Raw genomic sequence first — 14,902 nt, 5'->3', positions numbered from 1 at the left:
CTCAGCCCCCGGACATCAGCCGTTCGGCGAACCAGTCGTCGCGGCGTTCGAGCACCGTCCCCACCTCCCATTCGGCGGCGAGGGCGAGCAGATCCGTGGCCACGTCTTCGGCGGCTTCGGGCGGCCAGCCTTGGGCGGCCAGACTCGCTCGCAACGCGTCGGCGTAGTCGGAGAAGGTGAAATCGGGCAGATCCGCGACGAGCGCCGTCGTCGTCCCTCGGTGCGAGCTCAGCCCGCCGAACGCCCTCCCACAGCCGCAGCGGGAATCGGGCGAGCTCTCGCCGTCGCCGCAGGGCGGGGCGACCCAGAGCAGTTCGCCTTCCACGCAATGAGCGAAGTCGTTCTCCCGCGCGCCCTGGGTCTTCGCGGTGGCCACGAGCAGTTTCATGTCGTCTCCCTGTTCGATCGGATGTTCGAACAGGTTGTACCGGCGGGGTCCGACAGTTTCCGGGCGGACCCCGCCGAGCGGATCAGGCGGGCAGATCGATCAGCGGCGCGAGAGCCGCGCGATGCCGCCCAGGAGTGCCCAAGGCGATCTCGTCGCTCTTCGCGCGCTTCAGGTACAGGTGCGCGGGGTGCTCCCAGGTCATGCCGATCCCGCCGTGCAGCTGGATCGCCTCTTCGGCCGCGTGGACGGCGATGGGGGAGTTGCGGGCCTGCGCCACCGCGACGGCGATCGCGATGTCGTCACCGGAGGCCAGGCAGTCGGCGGCGTACCGCGCGGTCGCCCTGGCGTTGACGAGATCCGTGTACAGGTTCGCCAGCCGGTGCTTCAGCGACTGGAAGGACCCGACCTGACGGGCGAACTGGTAGCGCTCCTTGAGATAGCGCACCGTTTCGGTCAGCGCCCACTCGGCGATCCCGAGCTGTTCCGAGGCGAGCAGTCCCGCCGCGGTGACGAGTGCCGTGTCGAGCGCGGACGCCGCCGTCGAGGCGTCGGCCACGCGTTTCGCGGCCGCGTTCTCCAAGGTCACGTCGGCGATGCGCCGGGTGAGGTCGAGGGAGATCGCCTCGGTGACCGTCACCCCCGCCGACGCCGCGTCGACCGTGTACAGGCCGGGGCCGTCAGGGCCCACCGCTGGGACGACGAGCAGTTCGGCCACCGAAGCGTCGACGACGCTGCGGACCCGGCCAGTGAGCGTGCCGTCGGCCGCCGCGGTGACCGCCGAGGGGAACTCGGCGCCGGGCGCGGTCGACAGCGGCACGGCCAGCGCGCCGATGAGCGTGCCCGCGGCCAGTTTCCCGAGCCGTTCGGCCACTTCTGCCTGCGCCGTGTCGGTCGCCAGCAGGGCCGACGTCGCCAGGACGGCGCTGCCGAGATAGGGGACCGGGGCGACGCTGCGCCCGAGTTCCTCCATCACGACGGCGACTTCCCGCGCCGACGCGCCGTGTCCGCCCAGCGCCTCCGGGACGGCGAGACCCGCCGCGCCGAGGTCGGCGGCGAGCGTGCGCCACAGGTTCAGGTCGTACGGTTCCGCCGTCTCGGTCCTGGTGATCAGGGCCGCCGGTTCCGCGCGGTCCTTGAACAGGTCGCGGACGCTCGCGCGAAGGTCCTCTTCGACCTCGGAGTACAGCAGGTCGCTCATCGGGGCAGGTCCTTCCAGGCGACGTCCTTGTCGATCCGCGGCTCGGACGGCAGCCCCAGCACGCGCTCGGCGATGATGTTGCGCAGGACCTCCGAGGTGCCGCCCTCGATGGAGTTCCCCTTCGCGCGCAGATAGCGATAGCCGGCTTCGCGGCCGAGGAAGTTCACGCCGTCGGGACGGCGCATCGTCCAGTCGTCGTAGCGCAGACCCTCGTCGCCGAGCAGTTCGATCTCCAGCCCGGACGCGGCCTGGTTCAGCTCGGAGAAAGCGACCTTGACCGCCGAACCCTCCGGCCCCGGCGCGCCCGCGGCGAGCTGCTGCCGCAACCGCGAGCTCACCAGGCGCAGGCTTTCGCCTTCCACCCACAGCTTCAACAGCCTGTCGTGCAGTTCGGACGTCCGCAGCTCCGGGCGCTCCCGCCAGACTTCCGTGACGACGCCGACCATGCCGCCGTCACGCGGGAACTCGGTCCCGCCGATCGCGACCCGTTCGTTCATCAGCGTGGTCTGCGCGACCTTCCAGCCCTCACCGACCGCGCCGAGGCGGTGCGCGTCGGGAATGCGGACCTCGCTGAGGAAGACCTCGTTGAATTCGGCCTCCCCGGTGATCTGCCGCAGCGGCCGGACCTCGACGCCCGGCGCGGTCATGTCGCACAGGAAGTACGTCATGCCACGGTGTTTCGGCACGTCGGGATCGGTGCGGGTGACCAGGATGGCCCACTGCGACTTGTGCGCGCCCGACGTCCAGACCTTCTGGCCGGTGACCAGCCAGTCGTCGCCGTCGCGTACCGCGTGGGTGCCCAGCGCGGCCAGGTCGGAACCGGCGCCGGGCTCGCTGAACAGCTGGCACCACACCTCGCGTTCGGTCCACAGTGGACGTAGAAAGCGCTGGTGCTGTTCCGGCGTTCCGAAGGCGAGGATCGTCGGCGCGGCCATGCCGAGACCGATCCCGATCCGCCGTTTGTCGTTGTCCGGCGCGCCCGCGGCGGCGAGCTCTTTGTCGACAACGGACTGAAGGGAGCGGGGCGCGTTCAGCCCGCCAAGACCTTCGGGGAAGTGGATCCACGCCAGCCCGGCGTCGAACCGCGCGTCGAGGAAGTCCTGGCGCGGCGTGCTTTCCGGCGGATAAGCGGCGAGCAGCTCGGCCACGCGCCGGTTGAGATCGTCCACAGTGGTCACTTCGAGGCCTCCCCGCGGTACTTCTTCAGCTCACGGTGCGCCAGCGAACGCTTGTGCACCTCGTCCGGACCGTCGGCCAGGCGCAGCGTCCGCACCTGCGCCCACATCTCGGCGACCGGGAAGTCCTGGCTGACCCCGCCCGCGCCGAACAGCTGCACGGCCTTGTCGAGGATCCATTCGACGGTGATCGGCGTGGAGATCTTGATCGCCTGGATCTCGGTGTGCGCGCCCTGGTTGCCGACGGTGTCCATCAGCCACGCGGTCTTCAGCACCAGCAGCCGCTGCTGCTCGATCTTGACCCGCGCCTCGGCGATCCAGTCCTGCACCACGCCCTGTTCGGCGATCGGCTTGCCGAAGGTCTCGCGCGAGAGCGCCCGGCGGCACATCAGCTCCAGCGCGCGTTCGGCCATCCCGATGGCGCGCATGCAGTGGTGGATCCGCCCCGGACCGAGCCGTGCCTGCGCGATGGCGAACCCGTCGCCCTCGCCGGCGATGAGGTTCTCCGCCGGCACACGGACGTCCTCGAAGAGCACTTCGGCGTGGCCACCGTGGTCCCCGTCGGTGTAGCCGAACACGTGCATACCGCGTTTCACGGTCATGCCGGGGGTGTCACGGGGGACCAGGATCATGCTCTGCTGCTTGTGCGCGGGCGCGTCCGGATCGGTTTTGCCCATCACGATGAAGATCTTGCAGTTCGGGTTCATCGCGCCGGAGATGTACCACTTGCGGCCGTTGATGACGTATTCGTCGCCGTCACGCCGGATGCTGGTGGCGATGTTGCGCGCGTCGGAAGAGGCGACGTCGGGCTCGGTCATCGCGAACGCGGACCGGATCTCGCCGTCCAGCAACGGTTGCAGCCACTGCTTCTTCTGCTGGTCGGTGCCGAACATGGTGAGCACTTCCATGTTCCCGGTGTCCGGTGCCGCGCAGTTCACCGCGGTCGGCGCGAGCCGGAGACTGCGGCCGGTGATCTCGGCCAGCGGCGCGTACTGCAGGTTCGTCAGGCCCGCTCCGTGGTCACCGGGGAGGAAGAAGTTCCACAGCCCGCGTTTGCGGGCTTCGGCCTTGAGCTCCTCGACGATCGGCGGTTGCGACCACTCGCTGTCGCGCTCGGCCAGCTGCCGCTCGAAGACGGCCTCGGCCGGATAGATGTGCGAATCCATGAACTCGAGGAGTTTTCCCCGCAGTTCCTCGGTTTTCGCGTCGAAGGCGAAGTCCATCTCTATCCCTCTTCCTTGAGCGTTTCGATGCCGTGCGCGATCAGGGGGACGACGCCCGAGCCGATGCCGTCGAATCCGGCGCCGACGGTCTGCCCCTTGCTGTAGCGGAGGTGGATGCCTTCCAGGATCACCGCGAGCTTGAAGAACGCGAAGCTCACGTACCAGTTGAGGCGGGAGACGTCGCGGCCGGAGCGCTCGGCGTACCGCGCGATGACCTCGTCGTTGCGCGGATAGCCCGGCGCCGAACTGGCGTTGGACACGAACTGCAGGGACACCTTGTCGCGTTCGGCGTAGGCCACCAGCAGCGCGAGGTCGGTCAGCGGGTCGCCGAGGGTGGACATCTCCCAGTCCAGCACCGCGGTGATCCGGTCGTCGGCGTTCACCAGCACGTTGTCCAGCCGGTAGTCGCCGTGGACGATCGACGGTTCGCCCGATTCCGGCACCGACGAGGCGAGCCGGTCGTGCAGTTCGTCGACGCCCGGCAGGTCGCGGCTGCGGTTGCCGTCGAGCTGCTTCTTCCAGCGCCGCAGCTGGCGTTCCAGGAAGCCCTCGGGACGGCCGAAATCGCCCAGTCCCACCGATTCCGGCTCGACGGCGTGCAGGGCGACCAGGGTGTCGACCAGCTCGTCCGCGATCGCCTTGGTGCGAGCCGGACCCAGCGCGGCCAGTTCGGTGTCCGAGCGGAACGGCGTGCCCTCCACGAACTCCATCACGTAGAACCGCGAGCCGATGACGTCGGTGTCCTCACACAGCAGCACGGTTTCCGGCACCGGGACGGCCGTGCCGTGCAGGCCGGAGATCACCCGGTACTCGCGGCCCATGTCGTGCGCCGTCGGCAGGACGTGGCCCAGCGGCGGGCGGCGGACCACCCAGCGGGACCGGCCGTCACCCACGATGTAGGTGAGGTTCGACCGGCCCCCTTCCACGACCTGGCCGCTCAGGTCGCCCTGGACGAGACCCGGCCGGTGCTCGTCCAGATGGGCCTTGAGCCTGGCCAGGTCGAGGCCCGGCAGGTCGGACTGGTTCATGGTGCCTCCAGCGTCTCGCTTTCCGGTTACAGTACCGACCAGTCGGTATGTCAGGTAGGGCTGGTCCGGCGAGGTGCCGGAGGTCACTCTCTCAGGCGATCAGGCGGACGACCATTTCCGCGACGCACGCCGGTTTGGGCTCGCCGTCGATCTCGATCGTCCACCGGACGACGGCCTGCTTGCCGCCGGCGACGTCGGTGACCTCGACCAGTTCGGCACCCGCCCGGATCTTCGCGCCGACCTTGACCGGCTGGGGGAACCGGACCTTGTTCAGGCCGTAGTTGATGCCCATCTTGAGCCCGTCGACCCGGTAGAGCTTGCCGACGAAGCCCGAAATGAGCGACAGCGTCAGGAAACCGTGGGCGATCGGCGCCCCGAACGGACCTTCGGCGGCCTTCTCGACGTCGACGTGGATCCACTGGTGGTCGTCGGTGGCGTCGGCGAACAGGTTCACCCGTTCCTGGGTGAGCGTCAGCCAGTCGCTGTAGCCGAAGTGCTCGCCGACGGCGTTCTCGAACTCCTGCAGGGAGGCGAATTCGCGCATGGCTCAGTCCTTCGGTCCGCCGGCGACGTAGATGACCTGGCCGGAGATGAATCCGGCGCCGTCGCTCACCAGGAACGACGCGAGGTTGGCGATGTCGTCGGGGGTGCCGACGCGCTGCACCGGGATCTGCGACGCGGCAGCCGCCTTGAAGTCCTCGAACGACATGCCGATCCGCTCGGCGGTCGCCGCGGTCATGTCGGTGGCGATGAACCCGGGGGCGATGGCGTTCGCGGTGACGTTGAACTTGCCCAGTTCGATCGCGAGGGTCTTGGTGAAGCCCTGCATGCCCGCCTTGGCGGCGGAGTAGTTGACCTGGCCGCGGTTGCCCAGCGCCGAGGTGCTGGACAGGTTGACGATGCGGCCCCACTTCTCCTGCGTCTGGTACTTCTGCACCTCGCGGGTCATCAGGAACGAGCCCTTCAGGTGCACGCCCAGCACCGAGTCCCAGTCCTGTTCGGTCATCTTGAACAGCAGGTTGTCGCGGGTGATGCCGGCGTTGTTGATCAGCACGGTCGGCGCGCCGAGTTCCTCGGCCACCCGGGTCACCGCGGCTTCGACCTGCGCGGCGTCGTTGACGTCCAGCGCGACACCGACGGCCTTGCCGCCCTCGGCGACGATCGCTTCCGCCCCTTGCTTGACGCCGGCCTCGTCGAGGTCCAGCAGGCCGACGGCGAATCCGTCGGAAGCGAGCCGCTTGGCCACGGCCGCCCCGATGCCGCGGCCGGCGCCGGTGACGATCGCTACACGGGAGGGGTGTTCGGTCACGGGTGTTCTCCTCGTCGTCGAGTGGAAGTGCCGTCGAGTCTGCCGTACTGAGCGGTCGGTTTGCAGAGATGTCAGGCCAGAAGTCTCGCTGTGATCGTAATCACGGGTGCCCGAACGGCCAGTCCCGGCGAGCTGATCGTCCCGACGTCTGGCGCCCCGACCTGCACTTCCGCAAGCCTCGGCTCACCGAGAAGAGCGCACACGGAGGTGCCACATGCGCCGAAGAGCCCCTGTCCTGACCGGTCTGCTCCTGGTGACCGTGCTCGGAGTGACCGGCGTGCAAGTCGCGTCGGCCGCTCCCGGACAGCCGCCGGATCAAGCCGTCCTGCCCGCGCCGCGCACCCTCACGCTGATCACCGGAGACCGGCTCACCGTGCAGGAGCGGCCGGGTGGCGTGCCCGCCCTCGCCGTCCACCCGGGGCCGGGGCGCGAACGGATGGGGTTCCGGCGCAGCCAGGACAAGAACGGCTGGTCGGTCTACCCGGCCGACGCCTTGCCGCTCGTGGCGAGCGGGGTGCTCGACGAGCGGCTGTTCCGGATCGACCGGCTGCTCGCCGACGGATACGACGACAGCGCGCGATCGACGCTTCCGCTGATCGTGCGGCAGGAAGGCCCGGTGGCCACCGTTGGGCGGCGGCTCGACAGTATCGGCGCCACCGCTTTCGCCCAGCCCAAGGAACGCGCGGGTGAGTTGTGGTCCTCGTTGACCGGTCCCGGTGCCACTTCGGTGCGGAAGGTGTGGCTGGACCGCAGGGTCAAGGCGAACCTCGACCGCAGCGTGCCGCAGATCGGCGCGCCGGAGGCCTGGCGGAGCGGGTTCACCGGCAAGGGCGTCAAGGTCGCCGTGCTGGACACCGGAGTCGACGCCCGCCACCCGGATCTCGTGGGCAAAGTGGTCGCGGCCAAGGACTTCTCCGGCGGTGGGGACCCCACGGACCGGCACGGCCACGGCACCCACGTCGCCTCGACGATCCTCGGGTCCGGCGGACGGTTCCAGGGGGTCGCGCCCGACGCAGGGCTGCTCGCGGGCAAGGTGCTCGGCGACGACGGCAGCGGCGGCTGGTCGGAGATCATCAGCGGGATGGAGTGGGCGGTCGCCGAGGGCGCCAAGGTGATCAACCTGAGTCTCGGCGGCGAGGACGGCGCGGACATCGACCCGCTGGAAGCCGCGGTGAACCGGCTCACCAAGGAGCACGGCGTGCTGTTCGTGATCGCCGCGGGCAACGAAGGGGAACGCGGGGCGGGCACGGTGGGGTCGCCGGGCAGCGCCGACGCGGCGCTCACCGTCGGCGCGGTGGACCGGGCCGACGCGCTGGCGTCGTTCTCCAGCAGGGGGCCGCGGCGCGGCGACAACGCGGTCAAACCGGAGATCACCGCGCCGGGAGTGGCGATCGTCGCGGCCAAAGCGGGTGGCGACCACCAGCCGATGTCAGGCACCTCGATGGCGACACCGCACGTGGCCGGCGCGGCCGCACTGCTCGTCCAGCGGCATCCGGATTGGGGGCCCGAGCGGATCAAGGCCGGGCTCACGGGCACCGCGAAGCCGACCGACGGGCTGACCGTCTTCCAGCAGGGAACGGGCCGGGTCGACGTCGCCAAGGCGGTCGGGCAGCGCGTGAACGCCGACATCACCACGCTGGCCTTCGGCACCATCCCGGTGGCCGATCCGAAACCGCTGACCCGGGAGATCACTTACCGCAACAGCGGCGCCGCCCCGGTTGATCTGGATCTGCGGCTCGACGTTCGCGACGAGGGCGGGAAACCGGCGCCCGACGGGCTGTTCTCGGTGGACCGGCCGAGGATCACGGTGCCCGCCGGCGGAACCGCGACCGCGGTGGTCACGGTGAACCCCGGGCAAAAGCCGCGCGGTACCTATGGCGGCACCCTGCTGGCCACGGCCGCCGGAGTGGAAGTACGCGGCCTTGTCGGGGCCGACCTCCAGCGCGAGATGTTCTCGGCCGACGTCAAGCTCATCGACCGCAAGGGCGGCAAGGCGAACGGCTTCGTGTTCGTGACCAATTTGGACAGTGGCGAGGGGAAGGTCCTGTCCGCGACGGACGGCGGCGGCCCGATCCTGTTGCCGCAAGGCCGGTACCTGTTCGTCTCGGAGATCTCCGAGACGTCAGGGGCGAGCCTGGTCAGCGAACCGGGTTTCGTGCTCGATCGCGACCGGGAAGTCGTGCTGGACGGGCGGCTGGCGAAACCGGTGACGGTGCGGACCGATCGCCGGGACGCCAGTTCGAACGGTCAGATCGTCGCCTTCTCCGAACGCGTCGCCGGCCGGGGGAGCACGAGTTATCAGTGGTACCAGCCGAGGCTCTTCCACGACGAGCAGTACGCCTACGTCGCGCCGACCCGCACCGCCGTGCCCGACTTCGACTTCCTCGTCACCACCATGCTGAGCAAGCAGACGAGCGAAGGCAGGTCGGAGAACAGTCCCTACGTCTACAACCTGCAGTTCCCGAGCAACGGCCGCGTTCCCGACGTTTCGGCGTACCGGGTGCGCGACCACGAGCTGGCCAAGGTGTCCGCCACCTACGCCGCGACCGGTGAGCAATGGGGCAACCTGCACGTGCTGCCTTCGCCGTACGACAACGAAAACGACCTCGGCAACGCCTGGTTCCTGACCGCTCAGGCCACATTGCCCGCGACACGGGAGGAGTTCCACAGCACCGGGAAGATCCGCTGGCTGAAGCGGCTCCTCGTGGAGCGGCTTCCCACCAACGGGGTCTGGAGCGGCACGCAGGAAACCGCGGCGGGCGTCGAATACCGTGCGGGGCAACGGGTCCAGGAGGAGTGGAATCGTGCCGTCGTCGGGCCGACGTCGGCGAAACTGACCAAGATGGTGCGCGACGGCGACACCCTCAGCGTCCTGCTGCCGCTGCTCGCGACGCGCGGCGATCACGTCAGCGTGTCGGCGGTGGAGGGCACCACCCGGCTGCTGCGGAACGGGAAGGAAATCGGCTCCGTGCCTGAAGTTCCGGGCCATCTCTGGCCGGTCTCGGGCCCGGTGACGTTCACCGTGCCGCCGGAAGCGGGCGACTACACGCTGACCGTCGACGCGAAACGGCCGGACGGCGGCAACGCCGAGTTGTCGGGCAATGTGGTGGTGTCGTGGAGCTTCCGTTCGCAGCGGACGGCCGTCGAGACACCACTACCGCTGATGACGCTGCGGGCCACACCGTCGCTCGGCCTGGCCAACGATGCCTGGCGCCTGCTCCCGCTCGCCGTCCCGATCGAGGTCGAGCGGCCGACGGGAAGCGTCCGGCAGGTCACCGCCGAAGCGTCTTTCGACGGTGGCAAGACCTGGCATCGGCAGTTCGTTTTCGGGAGCGGTTCGCACCGGCAGGCCTTCGTGGCGGCGCCGCCGTTCGGTTCCGCGCGGTTCGTCTCCCTGCGGCTGTCCGCGACGGATTCCGGTGGGAACTCGGTGACTCAGACGGTGATGAACGCTTATCGGCTGCGGTAGGTGCCGTGGGTCGGTCCGTGAAGGCCTCCTTGAGGGACTCTGGGTCCCTCAAGGAGGCCTTCACGGACTGCAGCTGCGAGCGATGGCGGCGGTGGCGCGGGTCAGCTCGCCCGCTTGCCCAGCACCTCGGTGATCAGCCGCGGCAGCTCGCCACCGTGCCACGAACTGGGCGAGAACCGCTCCTGCGCGATCCCTTCCCAAGGCTCGCCGTCGTCCAGCGAAATGCCTTCCTCGCGGGGAACGAGCACGCCGATCTCCTGCGCCGCGACACCTTCACCGGCGAGGGTCTTCTTGGTGAGCTCGACGTCCTCCGGCCGCACGGCGACCACGAGCGTCCAGTCGCCCCAAGCCTGCGCGAGCTCGAACCGGCCGAGTCCCGACTGCGCGCAGACGTCGGCGAGCGGCTCGTCCAGCCGGATGGCCGTCGTGATCCGCGCGCCGAGGCCGTTGGCCCCGCAGAGCGTCCGCACGGTCGGGAAAAGACCGTCCGAGACGTCCATCGCGGCACGTGCCAGCCCCGCCGTGGCGAGCGCGTTCCCGGCGGCCACCTGCGCAATCGGCTTACAGGCACGCTCGCGGATCTCGGCGACGACCGGATCGGAGAGCCGCGCCTGTTGTTCGACGAGCAACGCGTACGACCACAGGTAACCGGGCGAACCGACCAGCAGCAGACGGTCGTCGGCCTCGGCACCGAACCGCCCGAGCCTGCCGCCGGGGACACAGCGGCCGATCGCGGTGGCGGTGAGCTGCCGGACCGGACCGTCCCGGAGATCGCCACCGACGACCTTGGTCCCGTGCCTCTTCGTGCAGTCGTCCACGCCGTCGAGAAGCCGCCGGAATTCGCCCGCGGTGGTCGTCTTCGGCAGGGTGTAGTTGACGACCAGGCCGAGTGGCGTGGCCCCGGCCGCCGCCAGATCGGACAGGTTGATCGTCGCCAGCAGCCATCCGGCGTGGTACGGATCCGTTTCGCCCAAGATGGTGACCAGCGGCGTGGGGCAGCTGTCGGTGGTGGCGACCAGGTCGCCGCGAAGCCCCTCTTCGGCGTCGAGGACGGCGCAGTCGTCACCGAACCCGCGGACACCGCCGTAACGCGGTCGCAGGATGTGCTCCAGGATCGCGTGCTCGCCGAGGTCGCCGAGGCGGACGTCGTCGCCGACCGGCGAGAGTTCAGTTACGGCCGACATGATCCGCCAATCGGGACGGGGCCACGTTGTGGTCGCTGGAATAGTTGTGCGGCAGCGTGCCGTAGGGCTGTTCGCTTCCGGTGGAGGCGAACAGCATCAGGTTGCAGATCCGCGCTCCGGGGTGCAGCAGTACCGGATGCCGCAGATGGTTCACGATCTCCAAGGTCAGCACGGCGCCCTTCTCGTTGCCGAAACCGGGGCTGACCTGTCCACAAAGGACGACACTGATGCCGAGCCGCGCGTAGTCGCTCGTGCCGTCGACGAGCCCGGCGAGCCGCTCCGAAAGCCCGATCTTCTCCAGCGTCGGTGCGAGGACGACCTCGCCGGGGTCGACGCACAGCCGTCCTTCGGCGTCGGGTTCCTTCGGCCGGAGTTCCGGATACGTGCTCCGGTCGGCGATGTCGACGGTCCCCGTCGATTCCAGCGCGAACGCCTCGTGCCCGAGCCGCAGGCTGATCGCGGCGGGGCGGACGAGGGTGGGTTCGAACGGGGTGATCGTGAGCTCCCCGCTGCGGTGCGCACGTCTGATGGCCCTGTCGGTCAGGATGCCGCGGCGTGGCGCGGGCCAGCTCAGCGGCATGACGCCACCGCTTCCGCGACGGCGCCGACCAGGCCGCGGAAATCGGCCTCGGTCAGTTCGCCGTTGGGCTGGTCGTCGGACTCGCCCGGCTCGCAGTAGACGACGGTGGTGCTGGTGCGATGCGGCCCCTGGATCACCACCGTCGCGGTCAATCCGGCCGCGATCGGCCGTACGGTGTGCACGATTCCGGTGTCGCACGAGTAGACCTCGCCGAGCCGGACGTGCGGGGTCTTGTCCACTTCGAGGCGGGCTTCGCCGTCCGCGAGCAACGCGGCCGGGTTCGCCGGGTCTGCGCCGTAGCGGTACCGGGCATACGGCTTCCCACCCTCGGCCGTTTCGTGGAACTCGACCATGTGCAGGCCCTCGCCCGCGACGATGGTCGAGGCGAATTCCCACCGATGACTGTGCGGATTGGATTCGCCGCGTGACGGTTCCGCGGATTCCGGCCAGACGTGGAGCCGGATCCGGAAATCGGGCGAGGCGTGGAGCACCATCTTGGCGAATCCGTTGGGATGCCAGTAGGAACGCTTCGCCGCGGCGCGGACGGCTTCTTCGTCACCGAGGATTTCTTCAAGCCACGAAAGGAAAACGTCGGGGGATTCCTGGACCCGGTGTGCGACCGTGCGCAGCCAGGGAAGGTCGGCGTCACCGTCCGCCGGAACGGCGGCGAGGGTCGATGGCGGGGTGTCGATCATGGAGTTGTACCTGGAGTTCCTGGAGGGCTGAGCGGGGGCGCCGCGGCGGCGAAGGCGGCCGCGCGGAGCGCGGTGACTGCGTCCAAGGTCTGCCAAATCGGTAGATCTCCGCTCTCCCACGCCCAGAGCCCTTGATCGGCGTCGTAGCGCTCCCAAAGGGTTCCGAGCGCCCGGTTGAGCCGGGGGAGTGGCAGGAAGGGGGCGGTGGCGAGCGCTTGGACGACCCAGGCGGAGGTGAAGTGCCGGATGATGATCCGGGTCGTTCCTTCACCGTCGGGGCGAGGCCTCTCTAGATCCTCTGCCACGCCATCGTCCGAATGGGATCGGTCGATGAGCCATTGTGTGGCTTCGTCGGCCGCCTCACGGACGTCGGTGCGATCTTCACGGCTGCGCAGGACGTCCCGCAGGGCGACGACCGACCGCGCGGTGTGCACGACCGAAGCCTCCGGGGCGACGAGCCCTGCCTCGTTCTTCTCCGGCCACAGGAGTGAGCCGTCGAAGTCGAGCCGGGCCGCCAGGAGGGCGTCGATCAGCCGGTCGGTCAGCGGGGCGTCCGGCCGCAGCCGGACCGCCGTGTGCAACACGGCGGACAACAGGTACGGACGGGTCCGGCTGTACGGGTCGAGCTCGTCTCCGATCAGGAGCGACCCTTCGAGTTGTTCCAATCCGTCGTCCGCGGACATGGTGCTGGTGCGGAAAAGCGCGTCCACCACCGACGCGGTGGTCTCCGGCCGCCTGCCGCCCGCGCGGCCCCTCCAGCCGTGCGCCGACTGGAGTCGGTAGAGATCTTCGGCGAGCGTATGTAGGTCGATGTAGGGATCGCCTACCACCAGCATGGTGTTGATCCCGTAGGCGGTGCTGAGCGCCTTCGGCCCGGTGCTCTTCTGCAGATTGTGCCGCCAGCCCAGCGGTTTCCCGTGCTCGTCGCGGATCAGGCGCTCGGCGAGTTTGGCGCCGACGGTGTGGAACACCTGCAGCAGCGACCGCGAAGTGTCGACGACGCCGGCGTCGCCGACGAGGGGCGGGGCGGTGTGTTCCTGCGGCGAACGGGCCGTTTCGACCAGGGTGAACAGCGCGTTCGCGGCGCGGAAGTGGTCGTCGAGCTGGCGGGCGTTATGTGTCGACGGCAGGTATTTGCCGGTCTCCCATTGGGTCAGGTTCGCCCTGGTCACCCCGATGATCTTGGCGGTTTCCGCCTGGGTTTCCCCGGCGGCCTTGCGCAGCCGCCGCAGCTCACGTCCGACTCCCGACGCGGTAACGGTTTCCGCATCGGGGCTTACCGGCCGCCGTCCGGCCGATGTAGGCTTCATGTAGGCACTAGACACAGGCTTACCTACCTTTAGTAGGCAAAGTAGGGCGGTGACTGAACGTGCACACAACGGGGAGAGTACAGCAAGCGAATCGGACCGCGCTGGCGCGTCGGTCAATGTCGTGTCACAACGTGCGAGTAGCTGCTTCAGGGCCTGTTCTACCTGGTCCTGGGGTTCGCGATCCACCCGGCCGCGAGACATGGGCCGAACAGGGCACGACCGAAGAGCGGATGCTGTCAGCCATCTGATCGTAACGCTGTGCATCCGATTCGGTTCGCGCCGCCTGCGGGTCACACGAATGCCGGAGTAGGCGTCGTGTGTGCCGACCCGAGTCAGTGCTTCGCCGCATCGGGGGTGAACCTCATGTCCCACCACGAGAACCACACGGCAGCGCCCCGATCTTGGTTCGATCGACTTCTCGAACGCTTCCACGAATGGCTTTTCGCGTCCGGCGAGGACTCGAGAGCGGCCGCTCGTGGCTGGCAGGTGACCCGGGTGCCGAACAGCAGGCGCCGCGTCTACCGCGATCCCCGCTGGGACACCGTGCACGCGTGCGAACCGTGCGGAGGCACTGGGTGGTGGCCCTACGAGGACGCCGTTTGCCCGGACTGCGCCGGTGCCGGTGTCGTCCGCTCCATTCCCGCGGCGGCCGTGGCCGCCGAGCAAACCGCCGGACGGACAGGAGGAAGGTCATGAGCCGTTGGCAGGAACCCCAGGCGATCGCCGAGCTGGCCAGGGAGATCACGGTGGTCAGGAGGCCCAACCCGATCACCGCCCTTTACCACTGGCGGTACGAGATCGGCGCGCTCCTCGTCGTCCCGTACGCGCTGTTCTCGCTGTTCCAGGCGGCCGGCCCGATCTGGGGCGCGGTCGTGCTGTTCGGCGTCGCGAATTGGCTGTTCTACTGGAAATCGGCGCGGAGGTTCGTCCGCGACCGGCTTCGTTCGGTCGTCGTGCAGCACCGGCTGCGGACCGGGTTCGCCCGTGCCAGGGTGTGCACCCTCGACGGCAAGCTGCCGGTGATCCTGTGGACCAAACCGAGCGGCGACGAGGTCGAGGTCACCGTGTTCTGCCCGGCGGGGGTCGGCTACGAGCGCATCGAGCAGCGGCGGGCGCTGCTGGCCGCGGCGTGCTTCGCCACCGACGTCCACGTGTACCGCCACCACAAGCGTGCCAACGTGGTGCACTTGTCGGTATGCACGGCGCGGTTGCGCAAGGACGCCGACGACGACGCTGTCGAGGTCACGCCCGCGCCGCGCTATGCCGGGCAGACGGACGGCGCCGCCATTCCCCTTCCGGCGCCCTTCGTGGGAGTTCCTCGCGCGGCACGGCGGTGAAGAAGC

Annotated in this window: 13 protein-coding genes; 2 read left to right on the top strand and 11 right to left on the bottom strand. The window is 69.2% G+C overall.

Features of this window, described 5'->3' with window-relative positions; genetic code table 11:
• Position 1: 1 nt before the first annotated feature.
• The 7 genes from AJAP_RS23985 to fabG form a co-directional block, all read right to left on the bottom strand.
• Complete coding sequence (locus AJAP_RS23985; RefSeq protein ID WP_038515380.1) at positions 2-388, bottom strand: DUF7715 family protein; 387 nt, start codon at positions 386-388, stop codon at positions 2-4.
• 82 nt (positions 389-470) lie between these two features.
• Positions 471-1,586, bottom strand: coding sequence for an acyl-CoA dehydrogenase family protein (locus AJAP_RS23980; protein WP_038515378.1), 1,116 nt, complete (start codon positions 1,584-1,586; stop codon positions 471-473).
• Positions 1,583-2,764 carry an acyl-CoA dehydrogenase family protein gene (locus AJAP_RS23975; protein ID WP_038515376.1) on the bottom strand — a complete coding sequence of 394 codons (1,182 nt, stop codon included), beginning with the start codon at positions 2,762-2,764 and terminating at the stop codon, positions 1,583-1,585. Before AJAP_RS23975 ends, AJAP_RS23980 begins: the two co-directional genes overlap by 4 nt.
• Entirely contained in the window at positions 2,761-3,984 is a 1,224-nt protein-coding gene (locus AJAP_RS23970) for an acyl-CoA dehydrogenase family protein (protein ID WP_016333240.1), read from the bottom strand. The genes AJAP_RS23975 and AJAP_RS23970 overlap by 4 nt, the downstream gene beginning before the upstream one ends.
• A gap of 2 nt (positions 3,985-3,986) precedes the next feature.
• A complete protein-coding gene (locus AJAP_RS23965) occupies positions 3,987-5,012 on the bottom strand; it encodes a phosphotransferase family protein (protein ID WP_038515373.1) in 1,026 nt (341 codons plus the stop codon).
• 91 nt (positions 5,013-5,103) lie between these two features.
• On the bottom strand, positions 5,104-5,556 hold the full coding sequence (locus AJAP_RS23960) for a MaoC family dehydratase (RefSeq protein ID WP_038515372.1): 453 nt from the start codon (positions 5,554-5,556) through the stop codon (positions 5,104-5,106).
• Positions 5,557-5,559: 3 nt separating this feature from the next.
• Entirely contained in the window at positions 5,560-6,321 is a 762-nt protein-coding gene (gene fabG, locus AJAP_RS23955; protein ID WP_020637045.1) for a 3-oxoacyl-ACP reductase FabG, read from the bottom strand.
• Positions 6,322-6,535: 214 nt separating this feature from the next.
• Between fabG and AJAP_RS23950 the strand changes: the two genes are divergently transcribed.
• Positions 6,536-9,790: a S8 family peptidase gene (locus AJAP_RS23950; RefSeq protein ID WP_038515369.1), complete on the top strand. Its 3,255-nt coding sequence runs from the start codon at positions 6,536-6,538 to the stop codon at positions 9,788-9,790.
• Positions 9,791-9,891: 101 nt separating this feature from the next.
• On the opposite strand, the gene AJAP_RS23945 is transcribed toward AJAP_RS23950, so the two are convergent.
• From AJAP_RS23945 to AJAP_RS23930, 4 genes are read right to left on the bottom strand one after another with little or no spacing between them, the layout of a single operon-like run.
• On the bottom strand, positions 9,892-10,974 hold the full coding sequence (locus AJAP_RS23945; protein WP_038515368.1) for a thiamine-phosphate kinase: 1,083 nt from the start codon (positions 10,972-10,974) through the stop codon (positions 9,892-9,894).
• A complete protein-coding gene (gene dcd / locus AJAP_RS23940; protein WP_038523765.1) occupies positions 10,958-11,554 on the bottom strand; it encodes a dCTP deaminase in 597 nt (198 codons plus the stop codon). Before dcd ends, AJAP_RS23945 begins: the two co-directional genes overlap by 17 nt.
• Positions 11,545-12,249 carry a hypothetical protein gene (locus AJAP_RS23935; RefSeq protein WP_038515366.1) on the bottom strand — a complete coding sequence of 235 codons (705 nt, stop codon included), beginning with the start codon at positions 12,247-12,249 and terminating at the stop codon, positions 11,545-11,547. The genes dcd and AJAP_RS23935 overlap by 10 nt, the downstream gene beginning before the upstream one ends.
• A complete protein-coding gene (locus AJAP_RS23930; RefSeq protein ID WP_051972577.1) occupies positions 12,246-13,559 on the bottom strand; it encodes a helix-turn-helix transcriptional regulator in 1,314 nt (437 codons plus the stop codon). Before AJAP_RS23930 ends, AJAP_RS23935 begins: the two co-directional genes overlap by 4 nt.
• A gap of 692 nt (positions 13,560-14,251) precedes the next feature.
• Here AJAP_RS23930 and AJAP_RS23925 point away from each other — a divergent pair.
• Positions 14,252-14,896 carry a hypothetical protein gene (locus AJAP_RS23925; protein WP_038515364.1) on the top strand — a complete coding sequence of 215 codons (645 nt, stop codon included), beginning with the start codon at positions 14,252-14,254 and terminating at the stop codon, positions 14,894-14,896.
• Positions 14,897-14,902 lie beyond the last annotated feature (6 nt).

The sequence above is a fragment of the Amycolatopsis japonica genome (genome assembly GCF_000732925.1).
GTDB classification, from domain to species: Bacteria; Actinomycetota; Actinomycetes; order Mycobacteriales; family Pseudonocardiaceae; genus Amycolatopsis; species Amycolatopsis japonica.
Note: the sequence above shows the minus strand (reverse complement) of the source record. Positions and strands in the feature narration are given on the sequence as shown.

What these genes read in the sequence shown, in the direction of transcription:
- AJAP_RS23985 (WP_038515380.1), bottom strand. Translation starts at nt 388, where the DNA reads ATGAAACTGCTCGTGGCCACCGCGAAGACCCAGGGCGCGCGGGAGAAC.
- AJAP_RS23935 (WP_038515366.1), bottom strand. Translation starts at nt 12,249, where the DNA reads ATGATCGACACCCCGCCATCGACCCTCGCCGCCGTTCCGGCGGACGGT.
- AJAP_RS23960 (WP_038515372.1), bottom strand. Translation starts at nt 5,556, where the DNA reads ATGCGCGAATTCGCCTCCCTGCAGGAGTTCGAGAACGCCGTCGGCGAG.
- AJAP_RS23965 (WP_038515373.1), bottom strand. Translation starts at nt 5,012, where the DNA reads ATGAACCAGTCCGACCTGCCGGGCCTCGACCTGGCCAGGCTCAAGGCC.
- dcd (WP_038523765.1), bottom strand. Translation starts at nt 11,554, where the DNA reads ATGCCGCTGAGCTGGCCCGCGCCACGCCGCGGCATCCTGACCGACAGG.
- AJAP_RS23950 (WP_038515369.1), top strand. Translation starts at nt 6,536, where the DNA reads ATGCGCCGAAGAGCCCCTGTCCTGACCGGTCTGCTCCTGGTGACCGTG.
- AJAP_RS23945 (WP_038515368.1), bottom strand. Translation starts at nt 10,974, where the DNA reads ATGTCGGCCGTAACTGAACTCTCGCCGGTCGGCGACGACGTCCGCCTC.
- AJAP_RS23925 (WP_038515364.1), top strand. Translation starts at nt 14,252, where the DNA reads ATGAGCCGTTGGCAGGAACCCCAGGCGATCGCCGAGCTGGCCAGGGAG.
- AJAP_RS23970 (WP_016333240.1), bottom strand. Translation starts at nt 3,984, where the DNA reads ATGGACTTCGCCTTCGACGCGAAAACCGAGGAACTGCGGGGAAAACTC.
- AJAP_RS23980 (WP_038515378.1), bottom strand. Translation starts at nt 1,586, where the DNA reads ATGAGCGACCTGCTGTACTCCGAGGTCGAAGAGGACCTTCGCGCGAGC.
- AJAP_RS23930 (WP_051972577.1), bottom strand. Translation starts at nt 13,559, where the DNA reads ATGAAGCCTACATCGGCCGGACGGCGGCCGGTAAGCCCCGATGCGGAA.